This window comes from Streptomyces yunnanensis, from assembly GCF_029011865.1.
In the GTDB taxonomy this organism is placed as follows: Bacteria; Actinomycetota; Actinomycetes; order Streptomycetales; family Streptomycetaceae; genus Streptomyces; species Streptomyces yunnanensis.
Window position 1 is genome coordinate 4,956,259 of the sequence record NZ_CP095749.1, and the last position, 26,513, is coordinate 4,982,771.

Here is a 26,513-nt window from a genome sequence, read left to right on the forward strand (position 1 = left end):
AGCCTCTCCCCTTACTCTGGTGTCGCAATCGACATCGTCAACGGCATCGGCAAGGGGACAGCGACACCATGTACGGCTGGATCTGGCGGCATCTGCCGGGCAACACGTGGGTGAAGGCGCTGATTTCCGTGGTGCTCGTCCTGGCGGTGGTCTTCGTGCTCTTCCAGTGGGTCTTTCCGTGGGCGGAGCCACTGCTCCCCTTCAATGACGTCACTGTCGACCAAGGGATGGCAGCCACCCGATGACCGCACGGATTCTCGTCGTCGACAACTACGACAGCTTCGTCTTCAACCTCGTCCAGTACCTGTACCAGCTCGGTGCCGAATGCGAGGTACTGCGCAACGACGAGGTCGCCCCGCGCCATGCCCAGGACGGCTTCGACGGCGTGCTGCTCTCCCCGGGCCCCGGTACCCCCGAGCAGGCCGGCGTCTGCGTCGACATGGTCCGGCACTGCGCCGACACCGGCGTCCCGGTGTTCGGCGTCTGCCTGGGCCTGCAGTCGATGGCCGTCGCCTACGGCGGAGTGGTGGACCGCGCCCCCGAACTGCTGCACGGCAAGACCTCGCCCGTCCTCCACGAGGGCGCCGGCGTCTTCGCCGGACTGCCCTCGCCCTTCACCGCCACCCGCTACCACTCCCTGGCCGTCGAACCGGACACCGTCCCCGACGAACTGGCCGTCACCGCCTGGACGGAGGCCGACGACGCCCCCGGCGGCCGGATCATCATGGGGCTGCGGCACCGTGAACTCCCCGTGGAGGGAGTGCAGTTCCACCCCGAGTCGGTACTGACGGAATGGGGACACCGGATGCTGGCCAACTGGCTGGTGGAGTGCGGCGACAAGGAAGCGGTGGAGCGTTCGGCGGGGCTTGCCCCGGTGGTCGGCAAGGCCGGCGCGTGACCGCGCTCCGCCCCGAGCACGAAGGACGGCCCTACGAGCCGTACGAGGAGCAGCCGTACGCGCCGTCCGACCCGTACGGGCAGTCCGACGCGTTCGAGACGGCGGTGGGGCGGCTCGACGACCCGCTGAACGACCCCCTGCCCGGCCGCTCCCCGGCGCCCCACCCGAACCCCTACGGGCAGCAGGCACCGACCGACCGCGCCGGCGGGGGCACCGCGACAGAGGGCTCCCCCTGGTTCCGGCCCCGCCAGGACCCCGCTGCCTCCGGCCGCCCCGAGCCGCCGCCGACGCCAACGCCGCCGCGGAGACCGGCCCGGCACCGCAGGCCCGGCCCCGAGGACACGACGCCCGGCCCGCCGCCCCCGCGCCCCTACGGCTCCGAAGCCGACGCCTACGGTCAGGTGAACGGCGGCCTCGGCCACGGCAGATACGCCCCGCCCGCAGAGCCGATACCCGATCCACGTGGCGTCGCGGAGGCCCTCACCGCGCCCTTCCCCACGATCCCCCCGCTGCTTCCCTCCCGGTCCGGCCGCCCCGTGCGCCCGGCGCCGGCCGGGGCTCCCTCGCAGTCGGACGACGCGACCATGGCGCTGCGCCAGGCCGAGCAGTCCGGCGACGACACCGTTTCACGTGAAACCAGCACGACCGTTTCACGTGAAACCGACGCCGACATCGCCGTTTCACGTGAAACCACGACCGCGGCCCTGGTGACGGGTGGCCGCGCGGCCCGCCGCAAGGCCGCCCAGGCCGCCGCCAAACGCGGGGGGCGCCACGGCCGTCGCAGCGCCCGCACCGCCTCCGCTTCGGCCCCGGCCGCCGCGACGGACGCCGAGGCGCCCAAGGCCCCCATGACCCGGGTCGAGGCCCGCCGGGCGCAGCGCGCCGCCAAGGACAGCCCCGGCCTGATCGCCAGCCGCGCGCTGGGCGAAGTGTTCATCACCCTCGGCGTGCTGATGCTGCTGTTCGTCACCTACCAACTGTGGTGGACCAACGTGATGGCCGACGAGGAGGCCGGCGGCGCCGCCAACAACCTTCAGCACCAGTGGGAGCAGGGCGGCGGCGAGAAGAAGAACCTCGCGGACGGCGAGCGCTTCGGCATCATGTACATCCCCAAGCTCGACGTGAAGGCCCCGATCGCCCAGGGCATCGACAAGCACGCCGTTCTCGACCACGGCATGATCGGCCACTACGACGCCGCCAGCGGCATCAAGACCGCGATGCCCTGGGACAAGGCCGGCAACTTCGCCGTCGCCGCCCACCGCAACACCCATGGCGAGCCGTTCCGTTACATCAACCGCCTCACCAAGGGCGACAAGATCGTCGTCGAGACGCAGAGCGCCTACTACACCTACGAGATGGAGAGCGTCCTCCCGCAGACCTCTCCCAGCAACACCAGCGTGATCGGCCCGGTCCCGCCCGGCTCGGGATTCACCGGCCCGGGACGGTACATCACCCTGACCACGTGCACCCCGGAGTTCACCAGTACCTATCGATTGATCGTCTGGGGCAAGATGGTGGACGAGCGGCCACGGAGCAAGGGCAAACCGGAAGCGCTCGCCGGCTGAGCGGACAACTGAAGGGGAGCTAACCGGTGACTGCCAGCGGAATCGACGAGGACCGCGACCGGTCCGCGATGTCACCGGAGCCACGCCGGGGGTGGCGCACCTTCGCCTCCGTCGTCAGCGTCATCGGTGAACTCCTCATCACGGCCGGGCTGATCCTGGGCCTGTTCGTCGTCTACTCGCTGTGGTGGACCAACGTCCTCGCCGACCGCGAATCCCACAAGCAGAGCGACCAGGTCCGCAAGCACTGGGCCGCCGCGCCACCGGGCCCCAAGGGGCCGGGAGCGCTGGACACCAAGGACGGCATCGGCTTCCTCCACGTACCGGCGATGGACAACGGCGAGGTGCTGGTCAAGAAGGGCACCGACAACGACATCCTCAACGAAGGAGTCGCCGGCTACTACACCAAGCCCGTCAAGTCCGCCCTGCCGCAGGACAAGCAGGGCAACTTCACCCTCGCCGCGCACCGCGACGGCCACGGCGCGAAGTTCCACAACATCGACAAGCTCAAGGTCGGCGACCCGGTCGTCTTCGAGACCAAGGACACCTGGTACGTCTACAAGGTCTACGCGACGCTCCCGCAGACCTCCAAGTACAACGTGAACGTCCTCGACAAGATCCCGGCCGAATCCGGCAAGCACAAGGCCGGCCGCTACATCACCCTCACCACCTGCACCCCGGTCTACACCTCGGACTACCGCTACATCGTCTGGGGCGAACTGGAACGCACCGAAAAGGTCGACGCGGACCGCACACCCCCCGAGGAACTCCGCTGACCGACCACCCCGCACACGACGGAGCCCCGGCCGCCCTCCAAGGGCAGCCGGGGCTCCGTCGTACGGGGCCGTGCGGAGGCTAGTGCTTCTTCCCCCAGCCGAACGGTCCGCCGAAGATGCCGCCGTCGTTGTTCCCGTTGTCGCCGCCCCCACCCGCGGTGGTCAGGTTCACGGCGGTCGACGCGGGGTCACCCTGCGTCCCCGGCTGCGGGTCCTGGTTTATGACCACGGCGTTGTCGTCCGACGAACTGCCATTGGCGAACTGGATGTTGTTGTAGCCCGCCTGCTGCAGGATCTGCTTGGCGTCCTTCACCTTCTTGCCCCGCACCTCCGGGACCTGCGCCTGCGCGGCCTTTCCGACCGTCAGCGTGACCGTCGAGCCCTGGGCCACCTGCTGGTTCCCGTCCGGGCTTTCCGCGATGACCTTGCCGTTCTGCGCCGGGTCGGTCACGTTCTGGTCGGTCCGCTGGACGTGGAAACCCTGGTCCTGGAGTTGCTTCTGCGCCGCGGCGAAGTCCTGGCCCTTGACGTCCGGAACGGTCGCCTTCGGCGCCGCCTTGGCCACCGTCAGCGTGATCTGGACGTCCTTGGTCGCCTTGGACTGCGCGTCGGGGTTCTGCTTCGTGACGATGTTCGGCGTCCGGTCGGACACCTCTTCCGCCTTGGTGACGTTCTGGAAGCCCTTTTTCTTGAGCTGGTTCACAGCGTCGTCGAACGGCATGCCCTGCACGTCCGGCACGGCCACCTTCACCGCACCCGAGCACATCGTCACGTGGACCGTGGCGCCCTTGTCGATCTTGGTGTCGGCCGCCGGGTCCTGCGCGGTGACCTGGCCCTTCTGGGCGTTGTCGCACTCCTTGCTGCCGTCCTGGACGACCGTGAAGGAGCTGTTCTGGCCGTAGGACTTCGCCTCCGCCAGCGTCTTGCCCTCGAGGTTGGGCACCGTGATGCTGTTGTTCTTGTTGCCGCCGCTGAACATCGCCTTGCCGATGAAGATCGCACCGACCAGGACCAGGACCGCGGCCAGCGCCAGCAGGATCGTGGAGACGTTGCTCTTCTTACCGCCGCCCCGCCGCCGGTCGCCGCGCTCCTCGTAGCCGTAGCCCCCGTCGTCCGGGTTCATCGGCGGCAGCATCGACGTCTTCGGGCCGCCCGCGTCCTGCGCCCGCAGCATCGTCGTCGGCTGGTCCTGCTCGCCGTAACCCACCGCACCCAGCGCGGCGGTCGCCGCGACCGGCTGGCCGTCCAGCGCCGCCTCGATGTCGGCCCGCATCTCGTCCGCCGACTGATAGCGGTAGTCCGGGTCCTTGACCAGCGCCTTCAGGACGATCGCGTCCATCTCCGGGGCGATCTCCGGATCGAAGGTGCTCGGCGGCTGCGGCTCCTCCCGCACGTGCTGGTAGGCCACCGCGACCGGGGAGTCCCCGACGAACGGCGGCCGCACGGTCAGCAGCTCATAGAGCAGGCAGCCCGTCGAGTACAGGTCGGAGCGGGCATCGACCTGCTCGCCCTTGGCCTGCTCCGGCGACAGGTACTGCGCGGTACCGATCACCGCCGCGGTCTGCGTCATGGTCATACCGGCATCGCCCATGGCCCGGGCGATACCGAAGTCCATCACCTTGACCTGGCCGGTACGGGTCAGCATCACGTTGGCCGGCTTGATGTCGCGGTGCACGATGCCGGCGCGGTGCGAGTACTCCAGCGCCTGCAGCACACCGATCGTCATCTCCAACGACCGCTCGGGCAGCAGCTTCCGCCCGGAGTGCAACAGCTCACGCAGCGTCGACCCGTCCACGTACTCCATGACGATGTACGGGATCGACACCCCGTCGACGTAGTCCTCGCCGGTGTCGTAGACCGCGACGATCGACGGATGGTTCAGCGAGGCGGCCGACTGGGCCTCACGGCGGAACCGGGCCTGGAAAGACGGATCGCGGGCGAGATCCGCCCGCAGGGTCTTCACCGCCACGGTGCGGCCGAGACGGGTGTCATGCGCGAGGTAGACCTCCGCCATGCCACCACGGCCGAGCACCGAGCCCAGCTCGTACCGGCCGCCGAGGCGACGCGGCTCTTCCATAAGCTTCTCCAGCCCTCTCCGTCAGTCCCGACCGCACCCGTGTGTGGTCCGGCGGTGTGCTGTCCGGGCATACCGTACCCGGCACGCCGGACCGGACCGGACCGGAGCCGCAACCTGATACGTGACCGGTATCGCCATGACCCGCGTCACCGCTGGCCTTCGATGACCGCCTCCATCACGCCCTTCGCGATCGGAGCGGCGAGCTTGCCACCGGCGATGTCGTCACGGAGGGTGTCCGACCCCTCGATCACCACCGCCACCGCGACCGGAGTGCCCTTCGCGGTCTTCGCATACGAGATGAACCAGGCGTACGGATTGTCCTTGTTGTTCTCACCGTGCTGCGCGGTACCGGTCTTGCCACCGACCGTCACGCCGTCGATCTGCGCCGACTGACCCGTGCCGTCCTTGACCACGGTCTCCATCATGCTCTGGAGCTTCTGCGCGTTCTCCGGCTTCAGCGGCCGACCCAGCTCCTGCGGCGTGTGCTGCTGCACGACGTTGAGGTTCGGCGCCACCAGCGACTCGACCATGTACGGCTTCATCAGCTTCCCGCCGTTGGCGACCGCCGACGCCACCATTGCCATCTGCAACGGCGTGGCACGGTTCGACGCCTGCCCGATACCGGCCATCGCATTCTGCGGCCGGTTGTCCTTCGGGAAGACGCTCTCCGCGGCCCGCACCGGAGTGTCGATCTTCGCGTCGTTGAAGCCGAACTTCTCCGCCTCGGCCTTCATCTTCGCGTTGCCGAGATCCGCACTGACCTTGCCGAAGACGGTGTTGCAGGAGAGCCGCAGGGCCTCCCGCAGCGACACGTTCTCGCAGGCGATGCTGCCCTCGTTGTTCAGCGGCTGGTGCGCGGTGTCCGGCAGGATGAACGGCACCGGCGAGTCCGTCTTGGCGTCCGGGTCGGTGTACAGGCCGTTCTCCAGCGCCGCCGCCGCGGTGACCACCTTGAACGTCGAACCGGGCGGGTACGTCTGCCGCAGCGCCCGGTTCAGCATCGGCTCGTCCGGGTTGTTCTTCTTCTGCAGCGCGTTGTACGCCTCGGCGTCCTTGTCCGTCATCCCCGCGAACGTCGACGGGTCGTACGACGGCGTGCTGGCCAGCGCCAGGATCGCCCCGGTCTCCGGGTTGAGCGCCACCACCGCGCCCTTCTTGTCCCCGAGCCCGTCGAAGGCCGCCTTCTGCGCCTTGGCGTCGAGGGTGGTCACCACGTTCCCGCCCTTCTGCTTGCCACCGGTGAACATGTCCACCGTGCGGCTGAAGAAGAGCCGGTCGTCAGTGCCCGTCAGGATCGCGTCGTTCAGCTTCTCCAACTGGTTGGAGTCGAAGGCCTGCGATGCGTAGCCGGTGACCGGCGCCCACATCTTGCCGTTCTTGTAGGTCCGCTTGTACTTGAAGTCACCACTGTCCGTCGTCGTCGAACCGGTGATGGCCTTGCCGGCGACGATGATGTTGCCGCGCGGCGTGCTGTAGCGCTCGATCGCCACCCGCCTGTTGTGCGGATCGTTCTTGAGCTGGTCGCTCTGGACGAACTGCACCCAGTTCACACGGATGAGCAGGGCGAGGACGAGCAGGCCGCAGAAGACCGCGACCCGTCGCAGGGGCTTGTTCACGGGCGGACCACCTGGGTCATCTCGGCGTCGGTGGACGGAGCGGGAGCGGGAGCGGGACGGCGCGCGGTGTCACTGATCCGAAGCAGGATCCCCACCAGCGCCCAGTTGGCGATCACGGACGAGCCACCTTGGGCCAGGAACGGCATCGTCATACCCGTCAGCGGGATGAGACCCGTCACACCGCCCGCGACGACGAAGACCTGCAGCGCGAAGGCGCCCGACAGACCGACCGCCAGCAGCTTGCCGAACGGGTCGCGCGCCGCCAGCGCCGTACGGATACCGCGCTCGATGAGCAGGCCGTACAGCAGCAGGATCGCCATCAGACCGGCCAGGCCGATCTCTTCGCCGACGGTGGCGAGGATGTAGTCGCTCTTCGGGGCGATGCCGCCGATGAGCCGGGAGTAGCCCTGTCCGAGACCGGACCCGAGGATGCCGCCGGAGCCGAAGGAGTACATCGACTGCGCGGTCTCCGTCACACCGCCGTTCTGCAGCTCCAGCGGGTTGAGCCAGTTGTGGACACGCACCTGCACATGCGACTCGAAGGTGGCCACGGCGACCGCACCACCGGCGCTCAACAGCAGACCGAAGACGATCCAGCTGGTGCGCTCGGTGGCCACGTACAGCATGATCACGAAGAGGCCGAAGAAGAGCAGCGAGGTGCCCAGATCGGTCTCGAAGACCAGGATCATCAGGCTGAGCGCCCAGATGACCAGAATCGGGCCGAGGTCCCGGCCGCGCGGCAGATACATGCCCAGGAAGCGGCGGCTGGCCAGCGCCAGCGCGTCCCGCTTCACCATCAGATAGCCCGCGAAGAAGATCGCGATGATGATCTTCGCGAACTCACCGGGCTGCAGCGAACCGACACCGGGAATCGTGATCCAGATGCGCGCGCCGAACCGGGCCGGGAAGAAGATCGGGGCGATCAGCAGGACCAGCGCCACCACCATCGAGATGTAGGTGTAGCGCTGCAGGACCCGGTGATCCTTGAGGAAGACCAGCACACCGAGGAAGAGCGCGACGCCCAGCGTCGACCACATCAACTGACCCGGTGCCATGGCACCGCCCAGCTGCGGGGTGCTGATCTTCGGCTCCTGGTCCAGCCGCCAGATGAACACCAGCCCCAGGCCGTTCAGCAACGTCGCGATGGGCAGCATCAGCGGGTCCGCGTACGGCGCCCACTTACGGACGACCAGGTGCGTGACCCCCGCCAGCAACCCCAGCCCCAGCGTGTAGCCCAGCGCCCCCGCGGGCACCGAACCGTCCTTCGCCAGACCGACGTTGACGTAGGCGAACACCGGGATCAGCACCGCGAAGACGAGCAGGGCCAGCTCGGTGTTGCGACGACTCGGGGCGGCGAACGTGCCCACAGTCGTCGTGGTGGTTGTACTGCTCATGAAATCTCCGGCCCTCTACGCCCTCACTGCTGGGTGCTGCAATTCTTCTCCAGCTTCTGCTGCTCCTCGGAGGGCGTCTGGCTGGGCGTCGGCGTGGGAGTGGTGCCGGCCGTCGCGGCCAGCGTCCCGGCCACGCCGTTACCCGCGGTCCCCGGCTTGGCGCCGGTCGTCGGCGTACCACCGGGCTTACCGGCCTGGCCGCCCTTGCCCTTGGCGGCCCCGGCCGCCCGCTCGGCGGCCTCGCGCTGCTCCTTCGCCTGACAGGCGCCGGCCTGCTTGCCGAGCTCGACGACCTTCTCGCTCGCCTGATTGCGGTTGTCGACCGCGATGGTCTCCTTGACCTGGTTGCGCTGGTACACCGGCAGGTACTTGAGTTCGATCTCGGGGTGGTCCTCGTCGACCGCGTTCAGCTTGATCCACGCCAGGTCCTGGCTGATGCCCCGGTACAGCGCGACATGATCGTCCTTGGCGCCGACGAAGTACTGCGTCTGCGTCCACTGATAGCCCCCGTACAGCCCTCCGCCGATCACCCCCAGCGCCAGCACCGTGAACAGCGACGCCTTCAGCCACTTGCCGCGCCGCCGCGGCTTGAGGAAGTCCTCGTCCGTGAACGCCCCGAACGAGCCCTGCGGCATCCCGCCGACCTCCGGGTCCCCGCTGCCGGGCGGCCCGAAGGCACCCCCCGGAGCGGCCTGCGCGTCCCGGCGGCCCAGCTCGGCGGCGCGCGCCGCGGGCGTCTGGAGCGTGCTGGGGTCGTTCAGCTGGTGCTGGTTCTCGGCGACCGCACCGACCACCACGGGGGTGTCGTTGAGCTGCCCGGCCGCCGCCTCGTTGCCGTCCACGTCCAGGACGTCGGCGACGATGCAGGTGATGTTGTCCGGCCCACCGCCGCGCAGCGCGAGCTGGATCAGCTCCTGCACCGTCTCGTGCGGCCCCTGGTAACCGGCCAGGGTCTCTTCCAGCGTCTGGTGGCTGACCACCCCGGACAACCCGTCCGAGCAGATCAGATACCGGTCCCCGGCCCGCACCTCGCGGATCGACAGGTCCGGCTCGACATGATCGCCACTGCCCAGCGCCCGCATCAGCAGCGACCGCTGCGGATGGGTGGTGGCCTCCTCCTCGGTGATCCGACCCTCGTCGACCAGCCGCTGCACCCACGTGTGGTCCTGCGTGATCTGGGTCAGCATCCCGTCCCGCAGCAGATACGCCCGGGAGTCGCCGACGTGCACCAGACCGAGCCGCTGGCCCGTCCACAGCAGCGCGGTCAGGGTCGTGCCCATGCCCTCCAGCTGCGGATCCTCCTCGACCATCACCCGCAGCTGGTCGTTGGCGCGCTGCACGGCGGTGCCCAGCGAGGTGAGGATGTCGGAGCCGGGAACGTCGTCGTCGAGCTGGACGAGCGTGGAGATCACCTCGGACGAGGCGACCTCACCGGCGGCCTGGCCGCCCATGCCGTCCGCGATGGCGAGCAGCCGGGGCCCGGCATAGCCGGAGTCCTCGTTGCCCTCGCGGATCATGCCCTTGTGCGATCCGGCGGCGAAGCGCAGCGACAGACTCATGCGCACCTCACCCGTCGGCTCGGGGTACAGCCGGTCTCGTCGAGCCACACTGCCCACCCTCCGGTCGGGAGCACGCCCGGGTCCGCCGAGTGGACCGTTACGGCTCGCTCGCTCCGCTCGCTCATTGTCGTACTACTTCCGCAGCTCGATGACGGTCTTGCCGATGCGGATCGGGGCTCCCAGGGGAATCGGAGTCGCGGTCGTCAGTCGGGTCCGGTCAAGGTACGTGCCGTTCGTGGAACCGAGGTCCTCGACGATCCACTGACCGTCGCGGTCCGGGTAGATCCTGGCATGCCTGCTGGACGCGTAGTCGTCGTCCAGCACGATGGTGGAGTCGTGTGCCCGCCCCAGGGTGATCGTCTGGCCCTGGAGGGCGACGGTCGTACCGGTCAGCGTCCCTTCGGAGACCACCAGCTTGGTGGGGGCCCCGCGCCGCTGCCGGTTCCCGCCGCGACCGCCGCTCTCCTGGCGGCGCTGCTGCTGGGGGGCGGCCTGGCGCTGGGTGCGCGGTTCCGGCCCGCCGCGGCGGGCGGCACCGCGCTGTGTGACGCGCGTGCCGAACAGATCGCTGCGGATGACCTGAACGGCCACGATGACGAACAGCCACAGTACGGCGAGGAAACCCAACCGCATGACCGTGAGGGTCAGCTCTGACATTGGCCCCGCTTCACCCTTCGGCTTGCCGGTAAACGATGGTGGTACTGCCCACGACGATCCGCGAGCCGTCGCGGAGACTAGCGCGGGTGGTGTGCTGCCCGTCCACCACGATCCCGTTGGTGGAACCCAGATCCTGGATCGTGGCGGGCGTCCCGACCCGGATCTCACAGTGCCGCCGGGAGACCCCGGGGTCGTCGATCCGCACGTCGGCGTCGGTGCTGCGGCCCAGCACCATGGTCGGGCGGGAGATCTGGTGACGGGTGCCGTTGATCTCGATCCAGCGCCGGGTCTGCGCAGGGGGCTGCGGCCCGGCACCGGGCGCTCCCGTACGGGGCACGGGCGCCGCACCGGGCGGCGGGGACGACGGCATGGGCGGCGCCACATGACCACCGGGGGGATTCGGCGCCCCGGTGGCGCGGGCCGCCGCGGCCTGACCGGGACGGTCCTGGGACGTGCTGGACGCGAGGGTGCGGCTGCGGACGCGGTACAGACCGGTGTCGAGATCCTCGGCCTTCTCCAGGTGGACCTTGATCGGGCCCATGAAGGTGTACCGCTGCTGCTTGGCGTAGTCGCGGACCATGCCCGACAGCTCGTCGCCGAGCTGGCCGCTGTACGGGCTCAGCCGCTCGTAGTCCGGAGTGCTCAGCTCGACGATGAAGTCGTTGGGGACGACCGTGCGGTCGCGGTTCCAGATGCTGGCGTTGTTGTCGCACTCGCGCTGCAGCGCGCCGGCGATCTCGACGGGCTGCACTTCGGACTTGAACACCTTGGCGAAGGTGCCGTTGACGAGACCTTCGAGACGCTGCTCGAAACGCTTCAGTACTCCCACGGGGCACCTCCTTCCTCAGTCTTCGTCAGGGTCGCCCTGATACTGCTTACTGATCGTATCCACGCGCCGGGAAATCGGCTGGTTCCCCTTTCCTGCCTGGAGGACGAGTGTCGCCCACCACAGGGTTGCCCGGTGCCCGTCGTCCTCCTCGTCGCCTCCCTACGTCGCTTCCTGTCCACTGCGATCGTAGATGTGCCCCGTTAACAGTGTCCCGCAACCGCCGACCCGACCGAGGGGGCGGGGGCCGACTCAGGCCAGCGTCCCAGGTGGCCCTCCGGAGAACGCGCGGGGTCGCCCCCGAGTGCCCCCGCACCCTCCGCAGGCCGGGGACCGGGGGAAAGGCGTGTGAAGACACCCCCAACAGCGTGCTAATGTTCTCGATGTCGGAAGGCGCTCCCGCAAGACCCGGACCGAACGGCCCGGATCGCGTGAGAGAATAAACCGACAGCACCCATGCGCGGGTGGCGGAATAGGCAGACGCGCTGGATTCAGGTTCCAGTGCCCGAAAGGGCGTGGGGGTTCAACTCCCCCCTCGCGCACAGATGGTCATCTGACCATACGAGGCCGGTTGATTCGACGGAAGTCGGATCAACCGGCCTCGTTGTTTGTGTGGTTCGGGCGGCAGCCCCCCGCGATCGGCGGGGGGCTGCCGCCGTTCTGCCGGTCGGTGCCGCGGCTCTGTTCGAGGTGGTGGGCGGACGGATGCCGACTGCCGCGGGCGCAGCCAGAGCTGTCGTGGTGGAGAAGGCGAGCCGTCCCCACCGGGGTGTGACATTGACTACAGGCAGGGCGGGTTCGGGTCGGTGGAAGGGCGTCGGCCGCCCTGCGGCGGGCGAAGGCGCGCACCGTCACCGACATCGACCGCGGCCCGTCCGCCCCCGCACCACTGGCTGAACGGCTCCGGCATCCCCGCCCCGGACCTCGACGCCTCCCGCTTCGCGCTGCTGACCGGGGCCGCCCGGCGGGACCTCCTGCGACGCTCGGCGTTCGCCGCGCCACATCCCTCCCTCACCTCCCGCGCCGTGCTTCGCCGTTCGCGGTGTCCGGCCGGTGGCGCGGGCGCGGGGAGGTGCCGGCCGCCGTCACCTCCCGCACCGCGGCGGTGAAGGCCCGGACCCGGGCGGTTTCCCGGGCCGCGTGGTGCACCACGCCCAGCACCGAGTCGGGGAGGCCGGTGACCGGGACGAAGACCACGTCACGGCGCCCGTGGTAGTCCGCCGTCGGCCGGCACAGCAGCATCCCGCCCCGGCCCGCCGCGGCCAGCGTCAACCCCTCCTGCAGCGTGCTGACCCGGGGACCGGCCGGAACGGACCGGCCCTCAGGGGTGGCGATGGGCGCCTGCGCGGTGCGCCAGTACACCGGCGCCGGCCCGTCCGGGGCAATCAGGGGCAGCCCCGCCAGCTCCTCGGCACTCAAGGACGCACGGGACGCCAGCGGGTGCCGCACGGACAGCGCCACCGTCTGCCGCTGCGCCGAGAACACCGGCCCCAGGACGAGATCCGGCTCGGCCACCGGGAGCAGCGTCACCGCCACGTCCACCGCACCGCTGCGCAGCGCACCGAACGGGTCGCACAGCGGGATCTCCACGATCTGCGTGGCGCACCCCGGATGCCGGGCGTGGAAGGTATCGATCGCCCGCATGATCCGGTCGTCGGCGGTGCCCTGGAAGCCGACGGTCAGCCGGCCCTCGATGCCGCGGGCGGCCGTGCGGGCGCCCTCCACCGTGGCGCGCAGCGCGTCGTAGGCCGGGCGCAGGGACGCGTGGAACTCCTCGCCCAGCGGCGTCAGACGGACCCGGCGGCTGGTGCGGTCCACCAGCCGCGCCCCGATCCGGGACTCCAGGGCGCGCAGCAGCTGACTGACCCGGCTCTGGGAGACGTAGAGACGCTCCCCGGTACGGCCGAAGTGCAGCTCCTCGGAGAGCACCAGGAAGCACTCCAGCTCGCGGAGTTCGAGGCCGGGAGCGCCTACGGGGCCGGCGGGGGCGGTCGGGCCGCTCATGCGCCCCTCCTCCAGGTGCGGTCGATCGATGAGTCCTGCTCATAGAAGGGTGAGGAGTTCGCCGTTGTTCCCCCGCGGCGGCGCCGGAACGCTGGGAGCCATGGCGAAGAGCGAGAGTGCGGTGACCGGCGCGGCTGCCACCGGCACGGTGGAGGATCTCCAACGGGACGCGGCAGAAGGGGAGTCGAGGCGCCGGCGCGGTGGGTGGCCGGCGGTCGGGGCGCTGGCGGCGGGGACGTTCACGGTGGTGACGTCGGAGATGCTGCCGGTGGGCCTGCTGACGCCGATCGGCCGGGACCTGGGGGTGTCGGACGGGACGGCCGGGCTGACGGTGACCGTCACCGGCGTGGTCGCCGCCCTCGCCGCACCGGTGCTGACGCTGCTGATCGGGCGCCGGGACCGGCGCACCGTCCTGGCCGCCCTGATGGGCACGTTGACCGTGGCGAACCTGCTGGCCGTCTACGCCCCCAACGTCGCGGTGCTGCTGGTGGCCCGGGTACTGGTGGGGCTCGGGATGGGTGGGGTGTGGGCGATCGCCTCGGGGCTCGCGGTACGGCTGGTGCCCGAGCGGCGGGTGGCCGCGGCCACGTCCCTGATATTCAGCGGGGTCGCCGCGGCGTCCGTCCTGGGCGTGCCGGCCGGCGCGCTGGTGGGTGAACTGGGCGGCTGGCGCGCGGCGTTCGCGGCGATGGCCGGGGTCTGCACCGTGGTCCTGGTCGCGCTGGTCGTGCTGCTGCCCCCGTTGCCGGCGCCCGGCGCGGTGCGGCTGGGCGGGGTGCTGGGGCTGCTGCGCCGGCCTCCGTTGCGCACCGGGCTGGTGCTCGTCGCGCTCCTGGTGGCGGGGCACTTCTCCGCGTACACCTATGTGCGGCCGGTCCTGGAGACGGTGGCCGGCGCGCGGCCCGGACAGGTCGGCACCGTGCTGCTCGCCTTCGGGGTCGCCGGGCTGGCAGGCAACTTCCTGGCCGGCGCCGGCGCGGCCCGCGCCCCACGGGCCACGCTGCTGGCGATCTGCGCGGTGCTGACCGCCGCGGTCCTGCTGGTGCCCCCGATGGGGCACGCCGCCGGTGTCCTGGGCGCCGCGGCCCTGGTGGCCGTCTGGGGCCTGGCCTACGGGGGCGTCTCGGTCAGTACGCAGACCTGGCTGATGGCGGCCGCGCCGGACGCCCGGGAGGCGGCCTCGGCGCTGTTCGTGGCGGTGTTCAACGCGGCCATCGCGCTGGGCGCGCTGATCGGCGGGCTGGCCGCGGACGGCTGGGGGACCGGCGGCGTGATCGGGCTGGGCGGCGGACTCGCGGCGGGCGCGCTGCTGGCCGCGGCGCTGGGCAGGAGCCCGGGCCGGGGAGCGGCGGCCACAGGGTGAGGCCATGGCCGTGGGGTGGTGTCACGGGGACGAGGTGACGCCACGGGTGAGACGGTGCCACGGCCACGGGGCGAGGTGGACGGGACGCGGACCCGGGCGGGCGGAACACAGGCCGGGAGCGGTCAGCCCCGCCCATGGGGCAGGTGGGGCACGACCGTTCTTCCTCGGGGCGCCGGACGGCGGGGCCCACGGATCGGACCGGCACGGTCCGGGCGGGCCTCCCGTCAGGCGGCGCGGTCTCCGCTCAGGCGGCGAAGCGCGCGACCAGCTCCTTGGCCTTGGCCTCCGCCTGCTCGTGGGCCTTGGCGCGGGAGGTCTCGAACAGCGGGACCAGCTCGGCCATCGCCGGGTTGCTGGGGGCCATGGTCAGCTCCGGCACGATGAACTCCACCTCCAGGCCGAAGCCACCGTTCAGGACGGCCTCCAGGTAGTTCTGGACGTACTCGAAAGGCTCGCGAGGGGTGCCCGGCGCGTAGGAGCCGCCGCGGCTGGCGACCACGACGACCGGCTTGCCCTTCGCCGACGCGTTCTCACCGATGGTGCGGCCCATGATGATCACCTGGTCGAGCCACGCCTTGAGGGTCGAGGGGATCGTGAAGTTGTACATGGGCGCGCCTATGACGATGGCGTCGGCCTGCTCCAGCTCCTCGGCCAGCTGGGTGCGCAGTGCGAAGGCGGCCTGCTGTTCCGGGGTGTGCGTGGCCGGGTCGGAGAAGCCGGCGGAGGCGGCGACGGCGTCGAGGTGCGGCAGCGGGTCGGCGGCCAGGTCGCGGTGGATGACGGTGCCGTCGGGGTGCTGCTCCTCCCAGGTCTTGCGGAACGCGGCGGTCACCGCACGGGAGGCGGAGCCGCCCTCGGGGAAGACGGAAGAGTCGATGAGCAGAAGCGTGGCCATGGGGATCGGTCCTTCGCTATGTGGCCGGGCGGGACCGACCACTAGTTGAATTCCGTACGTCACTATTCATAGCACAGGAACTTACTTTTCTGCAGTAGCCAACGGGAGGGCGGTACCCTGGGTGTATGGCGGACCACGGTGAGGCGATGTGCAGGCAGGTCGACGGCGGTATGACGCGCGTCTTCGAACTGTTCGGAAAGCGCTGGACGGGCCTGATCGTGGCCACTCTCATGCCCGGCCCCGTCCACTTCGCCGACCTGCGGCGCGCCATCCCCGGCATCAGTGAGCGGATGCTCTCCGACCGCCTGATGGAGCTGGCCGCGACCGGCCTGGTCGTCCGCGAGGTCGACGCCGGACCGCCGCTGCGGGTCTCCTACCGGCTCACCGAGGCCGGCCGCGCCATGGAGCCCGCCCTCAAGGAACTGGGCCGCTGGGCCGAGACCTACCTCGCCGACGGGGGGCAGTGCCCGGAGCGCTTCCGGAAGTAGCGCCGCGGGCGGGGCTCCGCTCCCGAAGGGGCGGTCGAGGCGCTTGCGGGAGGGCTGGTCGCACCCCTCCCGGTGGGTCAACCGAGCTGCTCCTGGGTGGCGTTGTAGCGCACCAGGTACGAGGCGAACCGGTCGAGGTCCTCCTCGTCCCAGTCGGCGAGCCGCTCGTGGAACGCCTGGCGGCGGCTGGCGGTCACATGGGCGAGCGCCTGGGCGCCCTCCTCGGTGGGGTGCAGGACCTGGACGCGGTGGTCGTCCGGGTCGATGCGCCGCTCGACGAGACCGAGCTTCTCCAGTGCCGCGATCTGTCGACTGACCGTGGACTTGTCCAGGTAGTAGTGCGCCGCCAGGTCGGTGGCGCGGCATCCCTGCTGGTCATCGAGGTGCGCCAGCAGGGTGTAGGACACCAGGGAGAGCTCGGGGTGCATCCGGGCGGCGGTCGCGCGGGCGCGCCGGGCGAACGCGGTCATCTCCTGCTGGATGGTCTCGACGGAAGCGTCGCGGTGGGTCACGGGGTCGCCTTTGCCTTTCGGGAAACTAGTTGTACAGTACAACGTGGCATGAGAGTTGTAATAGCCAACTACTGGCGGGGCGTCCGCCCGCTCGCCCGGGCACCGGAGCCACAACCCACCGGCCACAGCTGAACGACGACGACCGGCCCACCACACAACCGGCCCGGACGACTACTGAGAAGGCTTGCCCATGACCGCGGACCGACGACGTCCCGACCACCGAAGCGACCACCGAAGCGACCGGCACCCGGTCCGGCCCGGCGACCTGCGCCACGTGGTGACACACCTGATCACCCCGCTCCTGATGTGCATCGGGATGGGACTCGCCTACCTCGGCGCCTTCGCCGACCCGTCACCGCACCACCTCCCCGTCGCCATCGTCGGAACCGGCACGCACGCCCAAGTACTCGCCCAGACCATCAACGACACGGCACACGGCGAACTCGAAGCACGCACCGTCCCCGACCGGGCCACCGCCGTCGGCCAGTTGAAGAACCAGGAGATCTTCGGCGCCTACCTGGCCGGCGGCAACCAAGCCAACGGCACGGGCACCGGCACCGGTACCACCGACCGGGCCGCCCTCTCCCGGAACGGCGACGCACACCACGGCCCCGAACTCCTGGTGGCCACCGCCGGATCCGACACCAGCGCCACCGTCGTCCAGAAGATCTTCACCCCGCTCGCCGCCCGACAAGGCGCCCCGCTGACGGTCACCGACATCGCACCGACCGCCGCGCACGACCCCACCGGACAGGGCATCTTCTTCCTGCTCGTCGCCCTCAGCATCGGCTCCTACGCCTCCGTCGCGGTCATCGGCGGCGCCGGCGCCGTCCTCCCGATGCGGATCCGCGCCGCCCTGGCGACCGGCACCTCCTTCGTGGTCGCCGTCATCGGGACCCTCTTCGCCGGACCGGTCTTCCACCTGGTCGACCACGGCCTGTGGGCACTGTGGGGCATGGCCTGGCTGTACTCCGCCGGCATCCTGCTCCTCGGCACCGGCCTGCACATCTTCCTCAAGCGCTGGACCACGCTCGGCGTGATGGTGCTCTTCGTGATGCTCAACTTCACCTCCTCCGGCGGCATCTTCCGCCCCGAGATGCAGAACGGCTTCTTCGCCGCCCTGCACTCCTTCTGGAACGGCGCCGGCTTCGTGGAAGGCACCCGCAGCCACGTCTACTTCGACGGCCACGGCCTCGCCGGACACGTCTGGACGCTCGCGGGATGGCTGCTCGTCGGCATGCTGATGGTCGCCGCGGCGGCTCTCACCGAGCAGCGGCGACGCACGGCCGAGGCCGAAGCGGTGGCCAACGCCGGCGCGGTGGCCGCCGCCGCGGTAGCCGCCACGATGCCGGAACGAGCCCCCGGACGCACCCCTGAACGGGCCGCTGCGCGGCCCACCGCGCAGCGCGACAGCGAAACGGAAGAGGAGATGGAAGAGGCCGTGGGCGTCTAGCCGACGCCGCCAATGCCGCAGCGGCCGGGCAGTTTCGCCCGGCCGCTTCCTCCTCCGCCTCCTTCTCCGCTTGCTCGCCCCTTTCTCACCTTCTCCCCTCCTTTCTTCGCTCCCTTCGTCGCCCCCTTCCTCGCTTCCGCCCGTCCTTCCTGGGGGTGCCCGGCGGTCCGATCCGTTTCCTCCGGTCCTCCCCCCGTCCGCCTCCGAGAGTTATCCACAGGCCCGACGGACGCCGGGCCGTTGTCGGTAACGTCAGTGCCCGGCGAGCCGCACAGGCCGCCGAGTCGGACGGACGCGGGGGATGCCGGTGTGCCGGGGCACACCAGGGATGCCGCGCGAAACCAAGGGCACGAAGGGGGAGGTGGCCGCCATGACGCGCGTGCCATACGTACCGGGGTTCGCAAAGGCGGACGCGGAAGGGCCGTCGGCCAAGGCCGTGGGCCGGGCACTGCGGGATCAACTGCCCCGCGACGAACAGGCCGTTCTGCGGATCACGGCCGGGCGACCCGACGCGGTGGCGTCGGTCGAGGAATCCAACGCCGGGCGGCTGCCCGAACTGACGCCCATCAGGGTCGGTCGGATGGCCGCCAGCCCCTTCGCCTTCCTCCGCGGCTCGGCCGGACTCATGGCCCACGACCTGGCGGAAAGCCCCGTCACCGGCATCGGGGCCCAGATCTGCGGAGACGCGCACGCCGCGAACTTCGGCCTCTACGCGGACGCCCGCGGCGGCCTGGTCATCGACCTCAACGACTTCGACGAAACCGTCCACGGCCCCTGGGAATGGGACGTCAAACGGCTCGCGACGTCGATAGTTCTCGCCGGCCGGGAGGCGGGCGCGAGCGAGGACGACTGCAAGGCCGCGGCGCGGGACGCCGCCGGCGCCTACCGGCGCACCATGCGGCTGCTGGCAAAGCTCCCGGTGACCGAGGCGTGGAACGCCATCGCCGACGAGGAACTGGTCTCGCACACCGACGCCCGAGACCTGCTGGGCACCCTCGAACGGGTCGAGGCCAAGGCACGCAAGAACACCAGCGCACGGTTCGCGGCGAAATCCACCGAGCGCGGACCGGACGGCGGCATACGGTTCGTCGACGCGCCGCCGGTGCTGCGCCGGGTACCGGACGCGGAGGCGGCAGCGGTCGCCTCGTCACTCGCCGGCTATCTGGAGACGCTTCCCGAGGACCGACTGCCGCTGCTGGCCCGGTACGCGGTGCACGACGTCGCCTTCCGGATAGTCGGCACCGGCAGCGTCGGACTGCGGTCATACGTGGTGCTGCTGCTGGACCACCGTGGCGAGCCCCTGGTCCTCCAGGTGAAGGAGGCCCGCCGCTCGATACTGGCGCCCTACGTGGCGAAGGTCGGCTTCCCCGCGCCCCCGGCGGAACACGAGGGCCGGCGCGTGGTGCTCGGACAGCGACGGATGCAGGTGGTCAGCGACCTGCTGCTGGGATGGACGACGGTACGGGAGGGCACGACGGACGGCATACATGGCGCACACGGCATACGCGGTGTATCCGGCGTCCATGGCGTCGCCGGGGAGGAGCGGTCGAGTGGCGCGGGGGCGCCGGACGGTCTGGGCACGGGACTGCCTTTCCAGGTACGGCAGTTCCGGAACCGCAAGGGCAGCGTGGATCCGGCCCAGCTGTCGGACGGGCAGCTCGACGACTACGCCCGGATGACCGGTGCACTCCTGGCCCGCGCACACGCCCACAGCGCCGACCCGCGCGTAGTGGCCGGCTACTGCGGCAAGGGCGAGGCACTCGACGAGGCGATAGCGGCCTTCGCGGTGGCCTACGCGGAGCGCACGGAAGCGGATCACGCGGACCTGGTCGCGGCGATACGCAGTGGTCGCATCGCGGCGGAGAGCGGGGTGTAACGGCGAGGGGGGCCTTCCGGGTCTTTCCGGCTCCTTTCGGGGGCTTTGCGGGGAGGGGTGGGGTGGGGCGGTGGTTGGGGTGAGGCGCGGGGGTGGGTGGGGAGGGGGCCGGGGGGGAGGGGCCCCGAGGCCCCCGGTGCGGTCAGGTGGCCGCACCCCCCGGGCCGTACGCTGACCAGGTGACGAACTCGCACGCGGAGAACGCGCAGGACGGCCAGGACCGACCGGACGTACCGGGGACACCCGGCGCCCCGGCCGAACCGCGGGCGGCGGATGCCCGCGGGGCGGTGCCGGGCGCCGAGCGGGGCGACGGGGAGGCCCCCGCTCCCGGCGGGGGCCCGCAGGGCGCGGGTGAGGGCGCGGATGGTCGGGACGAGGGGACCCGGCGGCTGGCGAAGGCGGTGCTGGCGGCCGAGCAGGCCCTGATCGAGTTCGAGATCGCGGTGGAGACCTTCCGGGTGGAGGTGGAGAACTTCTCCCGGCTGCACCACCAGCGGCTCGGCCCCATGTACGCGTGGCTGGACGAGCTGGACGCGCAGATCGCGGAGGCCGTGGCGGCGCGCTCCGGCGACCCCGAGGACATCCGTAAGGCCCGCGAGGCACGTGCGTCGGTGTTGCCGATGCCGCAGGTGGAGGAGTTGTTCCACGGCTGGCTGGGGTCGGAGGGGCTGTTCCCCGAGGCGCAGGCGATGCTCACGGATCAGCCGGTTCAGCCGCCGCCGAAGGTGCGGCCCGGCGAGGAGGCCCGCAAGCTCTACCGTGACCTGGTGCGCCGGGCGCATCCGGACCTGGCGCGGGACGACGCGGAGCGGGCCCGTCGGGACGGGTTCATCGCGCGGGTCAACGCTGCGTACGGGCGGGGCGACGAGGCGTTGCTGCGGGAGCTGGTGCGGGAGTGGGAGGCCGGTCCGGCGCCCGCCGAGCGTCGGCCGAGTGAGAACGAGGAGCTCTATGCCCGGCTGGAGTGGCTGGCCGAGCGCAAGGAGCTGCTGGCTTCGGTCGTCGCGGAGCTGGAGGCCAGCGCGATCGGCTCGATGATCAGGATGGCGCCGGACGATCCGGATGCTCTGCTGGACGAGATCGCCGAGAAGCTGATGGCCGATGTCCGGGAACGCGAGGCGTATCTCGCCCAGCTGGTCGGGTAGCGTCGGGAGTATGCATTTTGGTTCTGTGCCCACGGTCGGTGTCGATGTCCTCACGCCCGAGGACTTCCTCCTGGACGTCCGTGAGGACGACGAGTGGGCGGCCGGGCACGCCGAGGGCGCGCTGCACATTCCGATGAGCGAATTCGTCGCCCGTTACGGGGAGTTGACGGAGGCGGCGCCGGACAGTGGCAAGGTCTATGTGATGTGCCGGGTCGGTGGGCGGTCGGCTCAGGTCGCGCAGTATTTGATCCGGCAGGGCATCGACGCGGTGAATGTCGCGGGCGGTATGCAGGCGTGGGAGGCGGCCGGGCGTCCGGTGTCGGACGGCAAGGGCGGTGTGGGGACCGTCATCTAGGTCCTCGGGGATCTCCTTCAGGCCCTCGGGGATCTCCCCGTAGGGCCTGGTCTGCTGTGGTGGCCCGTGTCGCGTGGGTCTCAGCTGAGCGGGTGTGCGGCGAGGAGTTCGCCGAGTGCTTCCTCGTGGGCGGCGGCGGGGCCCAGGGAGAGTTCGAGTTGTTTGGCCCAGGCGTGGTAGCGGTGCAGTGGGTAGTCGGTGTCGGCGCCGAAGCCGCCGTGGAGGTGCTGGGCGGTCTGGACGACGCGGCGGACGCCTTCGGAGGCCCAGATCTTGGCGACCGCGATGTCCCCGGCGGGCGGTAGGGGGCCGCTTGCTCCGGTGGTGAGGCGCCAGGCGGCCTGCCAGAGGGTGGATTCCATGGCGCGCAGGTCGATGAAGCGGTCGGCGGCCTGGACGGCGACGGCCTGGAAGGTGGCCAGGGGGAAGCCGAACTGTTCGCGTTTCCCGGTGTAGTCGCTGGTCATGGTCAGGACGCGTTCGCCGAGGCCCAGGGCCAGTGCGCAGGTGCCGGTGGTGAGCAGGTCGCGCAGGGTGTTCCAGGCGGCGGGGTCGGTGAGTGTTTCCCGGGCGTCGGTGCGTACGGAGTCGAGGTGGACCTCGGCGTGGCGTTCGCCGTTGGTGGATGTCTGGTCGTGCAGGGTGAGGCCGGTGCGGTCCCGGGGGACGAGTGCGAGGAGGGTGTGGCCGTCGGGGGTGTGGGCGGGGAGCAGGATCCGGTCGGCGGTGGGGGCCCAGGGGACGGCGGTGTGGGTGCCGTCGAGGGTCCAGGTGGTGCCGTCCTGGTGGGCGGTGACGGCGAGTTCGGCCGGGTCGTGGCCGGTGCGGCCGTGGGAGGCGGTGGTGACGACGAGGTCGCCGGTGGTGATGTGGGGGAGGATCTCGGCGCGGAGGTCGTCGGTGGCGTGGCGCTGGAGGGTGTGCGCGGCGGCGTAGGACTCCAGGAGTGGGACGCGGGCGAGGACCTTGGCGGATTCGCGGAGGACGAGGCAGAGGGCGAGGGGGTCGAGGCCCGCGCCGTTGTGTTCGGGGGCGATGGGGAGGCCGAGCAGGTCGGCGTTGGCGAGTGTGTGCCAGAGGGGGCGGTCGAAGTCGTCGGCCACGGGGCCGTGGGTGAGTGCCGGGCTGGGTGTGCTGTCCGGGGTGACTGCTGAGAAGACGGCTTGTGCCGCTTCGACGGCTGCCTGTTGTTCTTCGGTGAAGGTGAAGTCCACGGTCCGTCCTCCCGCGCGCCGTCGGATTCCGACAGTGATATCTGACGAGGCGTCAAGGTAGAACATGTTGCAGGAATTGGGAATGGCGCGGACGGCGGTGAGTGGTTCTCAGCGGTCGAAGTCCAACTCGACCTGTTCGGTGGCGGGGTGGGACTGGCAGGCCAGTACGTATCCGGCGTCGACCTCGTCGGATTCCAGGGCGAAGTTGCGGTCCATGCGGATCTCGCCGGAGACGAGGAAGGCGCGGCAGGTGCCGCAGACGCCGCCCTTGCAGGCGTAGGGGGCGTCGGGGCGGTTGCGGAGTACGGCTTCCAGGAGCGATTCGCCGTCGTGGACGGGCCAGGTGCCGGAGCGGCTGTCGAGGGTGGCGGTCACCGTGCTGTGTGCGGGCGCGGTGGCGGCGGGGACGGGGGCCGCGGCGCCGTTGTCTATGTGGAAGATCTCTTCGTGGATGTGGGTGCGCGGTACGCCGAGGGCGCGCAGGGCTCGTTCGGCGCCCTGGACGAGGCCGAAGGGGCCGCAGAGGTACCAGCCGTCGATGGCGTCGGTCTGCAGCAGTGCGGGCAGCAGGGTGTGCAGGCGTTCCTGGTCGAGGCGGCCGGAGGGCAGGCCGGTCTGGCGTTCCTCGCGGGAGAGCACGTGCACCAGCTGGAACCGTTCGGGGTAGCGGTCCTTGAGGTCGGCCACCTCCTCCAGGAACATCGTGGAGGCCGTGGTGCGGTCGCTGCGGATCAGGCAGAAGCGGGCGTGTGGTTCGCGGGCGAGCAGGGTGGTGGCGATGGAGAGCACCGGGGTGATGCCGCTGCCGCCGACGATGCCCACGAACTGGCCGGGGCGGGGGGCGAGGGTGAAGCGGCCGGCCGGGGCCATGACGTCGACGGTGTCGCCGACGGTGAGTTCCTTGAGGGCGTAGGTGGAGAAGGCGCCGTCCTCGACCAGGCGGATGCCCACCCGCAGGACGGGGTCGTCGGTGGCGGGGGTGCAGATGGAGTAGGTGCGGCGGATTTCCTGGCCGTCGACCGTTCTGCGCAGTGCGATGTGCTGCCCGGGGGTGTGTCGGAAGGTCGTGCGGAGTGCGGGCGGGACGGTGAAGGTGACGGCCACCGCGTCGTCCGTGAGTCGCTCGATCTCCCGCACGCGGAGCGGGTGGAACATCACAACTCCTTGAAGTGGTCGAAGGGTTCGCGGCAGGACTCGCAGCGGCGCAGCGCCTTGCAGGCCGTGGAGGAGAACCGGCTGAGCAGGGTGGTGTCGGTCGATCCGCAGTGTGGGCAGCGGAGGGTGAGGTCGAGGGGTATCGGTCCGCGGGCTGGGCCGGTGGGGCGGGGTGGGGCGATGCCGAACGCTTCGAGTTTGCGGCGGCCTTCCTCGGTGATCGCGTCGGTCGTCCATGGCGGGCTGAGGACGGTGTGGACCTCGACGTGGGGTATGCCGTGGTCGTGGAGGACGCGTTGGACGTCGGCGGACATCGTTTCGATGGCGGGGCAGCCGGTGTAGGTGGGGGTGAGGGTGACCTCGACGCGGTCGGGGGCGGTGAGCCGTACGTCGCGTAGGACGCCGAGTTCGGCGAGGGTGAGGACGGGCAGCTCGGGGTCGGGTACGGAGCCGGCGAGTGCCAGGAGTTCCGCTTCCAGGGTGGTGGGGGTGGTCACCATGTCGCCCCCGGGTGGCTGCGGTGGAGGTGTTGCATTTCGGCGAGCAGTCGGCCGAAGGGTTCGGTGTGGAGTCCTTGGCGTCCGCCGCCGGCGGTCCAGGCGCCGTGTCGGGGGCCTTCGGGGACGGTGAGGGTGGCGCGCTCCAGGGTGCCGGTGATGCGGGTGGTCCACTCGTCGCGGAGGGGCTGCCAGGGGGCGTCGTCCAGTCCGTCGACGGGGTCGAAGAGTTCGCCGGTGAACCGCCAGAGGGCGTCCAGGGCGCGCTGCATGCGGGTGTGGCTCTCGTCGGTGCCGTCGCCGAGGCGCAGGGTCCACTGTGTGGCGTGGTCGCGGTGGTAGGCGGTCTCCTTGACGGCTTTTCCGGCGAGTGGTGTCAACGGGGTGTCGGTGGTGGCGAGGTGGTCGTAGAGCAGCTCTTGGTAGGTGGAGAAGTAGAGCTGGCGGGCGATGGTGTGGGCGAAGTCGCCGTTGGGCTGTTCGACGAGTTGGACGTTGCGGAAGTGGCGTTCCTCGCGGAGGTAGGCGAGTTCGTCCTCGTCGCCGGCGAGGGAGAGCAGGATCCGGGCCTGGCCGAGGAGGTCCAGGGCGATGTTGGCGAGGGCGACTTCCTCTTCGAGGACGGGGGCGTTGCCCGCCCATTCGCCGAGGCGGTGGGAGAGGATCAGGGCGTCGTCCCCGAGGGGCAGGGCGGGGGTGGTGGGGTGCGGTGTCATAGGTGGTGCACCCCCTCGGGGATTTCGTAGAAGGTCGGGTGGCGGTAGGGCTTGTCGCCGGCCGGTTCGAAGAAGGTGTCCTTCTCGTCCGGGGAGGAGGCGGTGATCTGGGTGGAGGGGACGACCCATAGGGAGACGCCTTCGGAGCGCCGGGTGTAGAGGTCGCGGGCGTTGCGCAGGGCCATCTGGGCGTCGGGGGCGTGGAGGCTGCCGGCGTGGGTGTGGGACAGGCCGCGGCGGCTGCGGACGAAGACTTCCCACAGGGGCCAGTCGGTGGGGCCGGTGGTGGCCGTGGGGTCGGCGGTGGTGTGCGGCCGGGTGGGTTCGGCGGGTGCGGCCGGGGCGTGTGTGGGGCGTGGTGTCGTCATCGGGCCGCCTCCTCCTGGTCGGTGCCGGCGTGCGGTGTGTGGGCCGGGTGTTTGGCGGCGTGTGCGGCGGCGGCCTCGCGGACCCAGGCGCCTTCTTGGTGGGCGCGGCGGCGGCGGCCGATCCGTTCGTCGTTGCAGGGGCCGTTGCCCTTGAGGACTTCGCGGAATTCGGTCCAGTCGATGGGGCCGAAGTCCCAGTGGCCTCGTTCTTCGTTCCACCGGAGGTCCGGGTCGGGGAGGGTCAGCCCGAGGGTTTCGGCCTGGGGGACGCAGATGTCGACGAAGCGTTGGCGCAGTTCGTCGTTGGAGTGGCGCTTGATCTTCCAGGCCATGGACTGCGCGGAGTGGGCGGATTCGTCGTCGGGCGGGCCGAACATCATCAGCGAGGGCCACCACCAGCGGTCGATGGCGTCCTGGGCCATGGCGTGCTGGGCCTCGGTGCCGCGGCTGAGGGTGAGCAGCAGCTCGTATCCCTGGCGCTGGTGGAAGGACTCCTCTTTGCAGATCCGGACCATGGCGCGGGCGTAGGGGCCGTAGGAGCAGCGGCAGAGCGGGACTTGGTTGGTGATGGCGGCGCCGTCCACGAGCCAGCCGATGGCGCCGACGTCGGCCCAGGTCAGGGTGGGGTAGTTGAAGATCGAGGAGTATTTCTGGCGGCCGGTGTGGAGCTTGTCGAGGAGTTCGTCGCGGCCGGTGCCGAGGGTTTCGGCGGCGCTGTAGAGGTACAGGCCGTGTCCGGCTTCGTCCTGCACTTTGGCCATGAGGATGGCTTTGCGGCGCAGGGACGGTGCCCTGGTGATCCAGTTTGCTTCCGGCTGCATGCCGATGATCTCGGAGTGGGCGTGCTGGGCGATCTGGCGTACCAGTGAGGCGCGGTAGTCGTCCGGCATCCAGTCGCGTGGTTCGATCCGCTCGTCCGCGGCGATGGTTGCGTCGAACAGGGCTTCTTGGCCCGTGTCCTCCGGCGCGATCGTCGTCATGTGGTGCCCCCTCCTCCCGACCGACCGATCGTTCGGTTCAATGGTGAGTGGGCGGACCGCGGGTGTCAAGCCTGTGGATATCCAGGGGAAGGTGTGCTCGGGCCGGCCGCATAGGTACCGTTCCGGG

25 protein-coding genes and 1 tRNA gene are annotated in these 26,513 nt (G+C 70.6%); 11 read left to right on the forward strand and 15 right to left on the reverse strand.

What is annotated here, in order from left to right; translation table 11 throughout:
* The first annotated feature begins 68 nt into the window (after positions 1-68).
* From MOV08_RS21525 to MOV08_RS21540, 4 genes are read left to right on the forward strand one after another with little or no spacing between them, the layout of a single operon-like run.
* Complete coding sequence (locus MOV08_RS21525) at positions 69-245, forward strand: hypothetical protein (protein ID WP_039634769.1); 177 nt, start codon at positions 69-71, stop codon at positions 243-245.
* Positions 242-898 carry an aminodeoxychorismate/anthranilate synthase component II gene (locus MOV08_RS21530; RefSeq protein WP_039634771.1) on the forward strand — a complete coding sequence of 219 codons (657 nt, stop codon included), beginning with the start codon at positions 242-244 and terminating at the stop codon, positions 896-898. The genes MOV08_RS21525 and MOV08_RS21530 overlap by 4 nt, the downstream gene beginning before the upstream one ends.
* Positions 895-2,463 (forward strand): class E sortase, encoded by a 1,569-nt coding sequence (locus MOV08_RS21535; protein ID WP_039634773.1) that lies wholly within the window; start codon positions 895-897, stop codon positions 2,461-2,463. Before MOV08_RS21530 ends, MOV08_RS21535 begins: the two co-directional genes overlap by 4 nt.
* Before the next feature lie 26 nt (positions 2,464-2,489).
* Positions 2,490-3,236: a class E sortase gene (locus MOV08_RS21540; protein ID WP_039634775.1), complete on the forward strand. Its 747-nt coding sequence runs from the start codon at positions 2,490-2,492 to the stop codon at positions 3,234-3,236.
* A 79-nt stretch (positions 3,237-3,315) separates the two neighbouring features.
* Here MOV08_RS21540 and pknB read toward each other — a convergent pair whose 3' ends face one another.
* From pknB to MOV08_RS21570, 6 genes are all read right to left on the reverse strand, one after another.
* Complete coding sequence (gene pknB / locus MOV08_RS21545; protein WP_275308573.1) at positions 3,316-5,313, reverse strand: Stk1 family PASTA domain-containing Ser/Thr kinase; 1,998 nt, start codon at positions 5,311-5,313, stop codon at positions 3,316-3,318.
* 146 nt (positions 5,314-5,459) lie between these two features.
* Positions 5,460-6,929, reverse strand: coding sequence for a peptidoglycan D,D-transpeptidase FtsI family protein (locus MOV08_RS21550; protein ID WP_039634779.1), 1,470 nt, complete (start codon positions 6,927-6,929; stop codon positions 5,460-5,462).
* Positions 6,926-8,323 carry an FtsW/RodA/SpoVE family cell cycle protein gene (locus MOV08_RS21555; protein WP_039634781.1) on the reverse strand — a complete coding sequence of 466 codons (1,398 nt, stop codon included), beginning with the start codon at positions 8,321-8,323 and terminating at the stop codon, positions 6,926-6,928. Before MOV08_RS21555 ends, MOV08_RS21550 begins: the two co-directional genes overlap by 4 nt.
* A 23-nt stretch (positions 8,324-8,346) precedes the next feature.
* Entirely contained in the window at positions 8,347-9,882 is a 1,536-nt protein-coding gene (locus tag MOV08_RS21560) for a PP2C family protein-serine/threonine phosphatase (protein ID WP_102926822.1), read from the reverse strand.
* Between the two features lie 132 nt (positions 9,883-10,014).
* Positions 10,015-10,539 (reverse strand): FHA domain-containing protein FhaB/FipA, encoded by a 525-nt coding sequence (locus MOV08_RS21565; protein WP_039634786.1) that lies wholly within the window; start codon positions 10,537-10,539, stop codon positions 10,015-10,017.
* Between the two features lie 10 nt (positions 10,540-10,549).
* Positions 10,550-11,368 (reverse strand): FhaA domain-containing protein, encoded by an 819-nt coding sequence (locus MOV08_RS21570; RefSeq protein WP_039634788.1) that lies wholly within the window; start codon positions 11,366-11,368, stop codon positions 10,550-10,552.
* 455 nt (positions 11,369-11,823) lie between these two features.
* Here MOV08_RS21570 and MOV08_RS21575 point away from each other — a divergent pair.
* Positions 11,824-11,907: transfer RNA gene (locus MOV08_RS21575), tRNA-Leu, on the forward strand.
* 469 nt (positions 11,908-12,376) lie between these two features.
* Here the strand turns inward: MOV08_RS21575 and MOV08_RS21580 are convergent.
* On the reverse strand, positions 12,377-13,369 hold the full coding sequence (locus tag MOV08_RS21580; RefSeq protein WP_275308574.1) for a LysR family transcriptional regulator: 993 nt from the start codon (positions 13,367-13,369) through the stop codon (positions 12,377-12,379).
* A 100-nt stretch (positions 13,370-13,469) separates the two neighbouring features.
* On the opposite strand from MOV08_RS21580, the gene MOV08_RS21585 reads away from it, so the two are divergent.
* Positions 13,470-14,732 (forward strand): MFS transporter, encoded by a 1,263-nt coding sequence (locus MOV08_RS21585; RefSeq protein WP_275308575.1) that lies wholly within the window; start codon positions 13,470-13,472, stop codon positions 14,730-14,732.
* A gap of 244 nt (positions 14,733-14,976) precedes the next feature.
* Here MOV08_RS21585 and MOV08_RS21590 read toward each other — a convergent pair whose 3' ends face one another.
* A complete protein-coding gene (locus MOV08_RS21590) occupies positions 14,977-15,627 on the reverse strand; it encodes an FMN-dependent NADH-azoreductase (RefSeq protein ID WP_039634790.1) in 651 nt (216 codons plus the stop codon).
* Between the two features lie 125 nt (positions 15,628-15,752).
* Between MOV08_RS21590 and MOV08_RS21595 the strand changes: the two genes are divergently transcribed.
* A complete protein-coding gene (locus MOV08_RS21595) occupies positions 15,753-16,115 on the forward strand; it encodes a winged helix-turn-helix transcriptional regulator (protein ID WP_039634792.1) in 363 nt (120 codons plus the stop codon).
* Positions 16,116-16,192: 77 nt separating this feature from the next.
* On the opposite strand, the gene MOV08_RS21600 is transcribed toward MOV08_RS21595, so the two are convergent.
* Entirely contained in the window at positions 16,193-16,627 is a 435-nt protein-coding gene (locus tag MOV08_RS21600) for a MarR family winged helix-turn-helix transcriptional regulator (protein WP_039634795.1), read from the reverse strand.
* 190 nt (positions 16,628-16,817) lie between these two features.
* Here MOV08_RS21600 and MOV08_RS21605 point away from each other — a divergent pair, with 190 nt between their 5' ends.
* From MOV08_RS21605 to MOV08_RS21620, 4 genes are all read left to right on the forward strand, one after another.
* Complete coding sequence (locus MOV08_RS21605) at positions 16,818-18,080, forward strand: ABC transporter permease (RefSeq protein WP_338057184.1); 1,263 nt, start codon at positions 16,818-16,820, stop codon at positions 18,078-18,080.
* A gap of 328 nt (positions 18,081-18,408) precedes the next feature.
* Complete coding sequence (locus tag MOV08_RS21610; protein ID WP_420834194.1) at positions 18,409-19,956, forward strand: DUF2252 domain-containing protein; 1,548 nt, start codon at positions 18,409-18,411, stop codon at positions 19,954-19,956.
* A 179-nt stretch (positions 19,957-20,135) separates the two neighbouring features.
* Positions 20,136-21,101, forward strand: coding sequence for a J domain-containing protein (locus tag MOV08_RS21615; protein WP_275308577.1), 966 nt, complete (start codon positions 20,136-20,138; stop codon positions 21,099-21,101).
* A gap of 10 nt (positions 21,102-21,111) precedes the next feature.
* The gene (locus MOV08_RS21620; RefSeq protein ID WP_275308578.1) at positions 21,112-21,456 is read left to right on the forward strand and encodes a rhodanese-like domain-containing protein; all 345 of its coding nucleotides are present in this window, start codon (positions 21,112-21,114) and stop codon (positions 21,454-21,456) included.
* Positions 21,457-21,536: 80 nt separating this feature from the next.
* Here the strand turns inward: MOV08_RS21620 and MOV08_RS21625 are convergent, their stop codons facing one another.
* The 6 genes from MOV08_RS21625 to paaA form a co-directional block, all read right to left on the reverse strand.
* Positions 21,537-22,670: an acyl-CoA dehydrogenase family protein gene (locus MOV08_RS21625; protein WP_039634803.1), complete on the reverse strand. Its 1,134-nt coding sequence runs from the start codon at positions 22,668-22,670 to the stop codon at positions 21,537-21,539.
* A gap of 108 nt (positions 22,671-22,778) precedes the next feature.
* Entirely contained in the window at positions 22,779-23,825 is a 1,047-nt protein-coding gene (gene paaE / locus MOV08_RS21630) for a 1,2-phenylacetyl-CoA epoxidase subunit PaaE (protein WP_275308579.1), read from the reverse strand.
* Positions 23,825-24,325, reverse strand: coding sequence for a 1,2-phenylacetyl-CoA epoxidase subunit PaaD (gene paaD, locus MOV08_RS21635; protein ID WP_039634807.1), 501 nt, complete (start codon positions 24,323-24,325; stop codon positions 23,825-23,827). Before paaD ends, paaE begins: the two co-directional genes overlap by 1 nt.
* Positions 24,319-25,038 carry a 1,2-phenylacetyl-CoA epoxidase subunit PaaC gene (gene paaC / locus MOV08_RS21640; RefSeq protein ID WP_275308580.1) on the reverse strand — a complete coding sequence of 240 codons (720 nt, stop codon included), beginning with the start codon at positions 25,036-25,038 and terminating at the stop codon, positions 24,319-24,321. Before paaC ends, paaD begins: the two co-directional genes overlap by 7 nt.
* Entirely contained in the window at positions 25,035-25,406 is a 372-nt protein-coding gene (gene paaB / locus MOV08_RS21645; protein WP_420834195.1) for a 1,2-phenylacetyl-CoA epoxidase subunit PaaB, read from the reverse strand. Before paaB ends, paaC begins: the two co-directional genes overlap by 4 nt.
* Positions 25,403-26,386 (reverse strand): 1,2-phenylacetyl-CoA epoxidase subunit PaaA, encoded by a 984-nt coding sequence (gene paaA / locus MOV08_RS21650; protein WP_039634811.1) that lies wholly within the window; start codon positions 26,384-26,386, stop codon positions 25,403-25,405. Before paaA ends, paaB begins: the two co-directional genes overlap by 4 nt.
* Between the last annotated feature and the right edge of the window lie 127 nt (positions 26,387-26,513).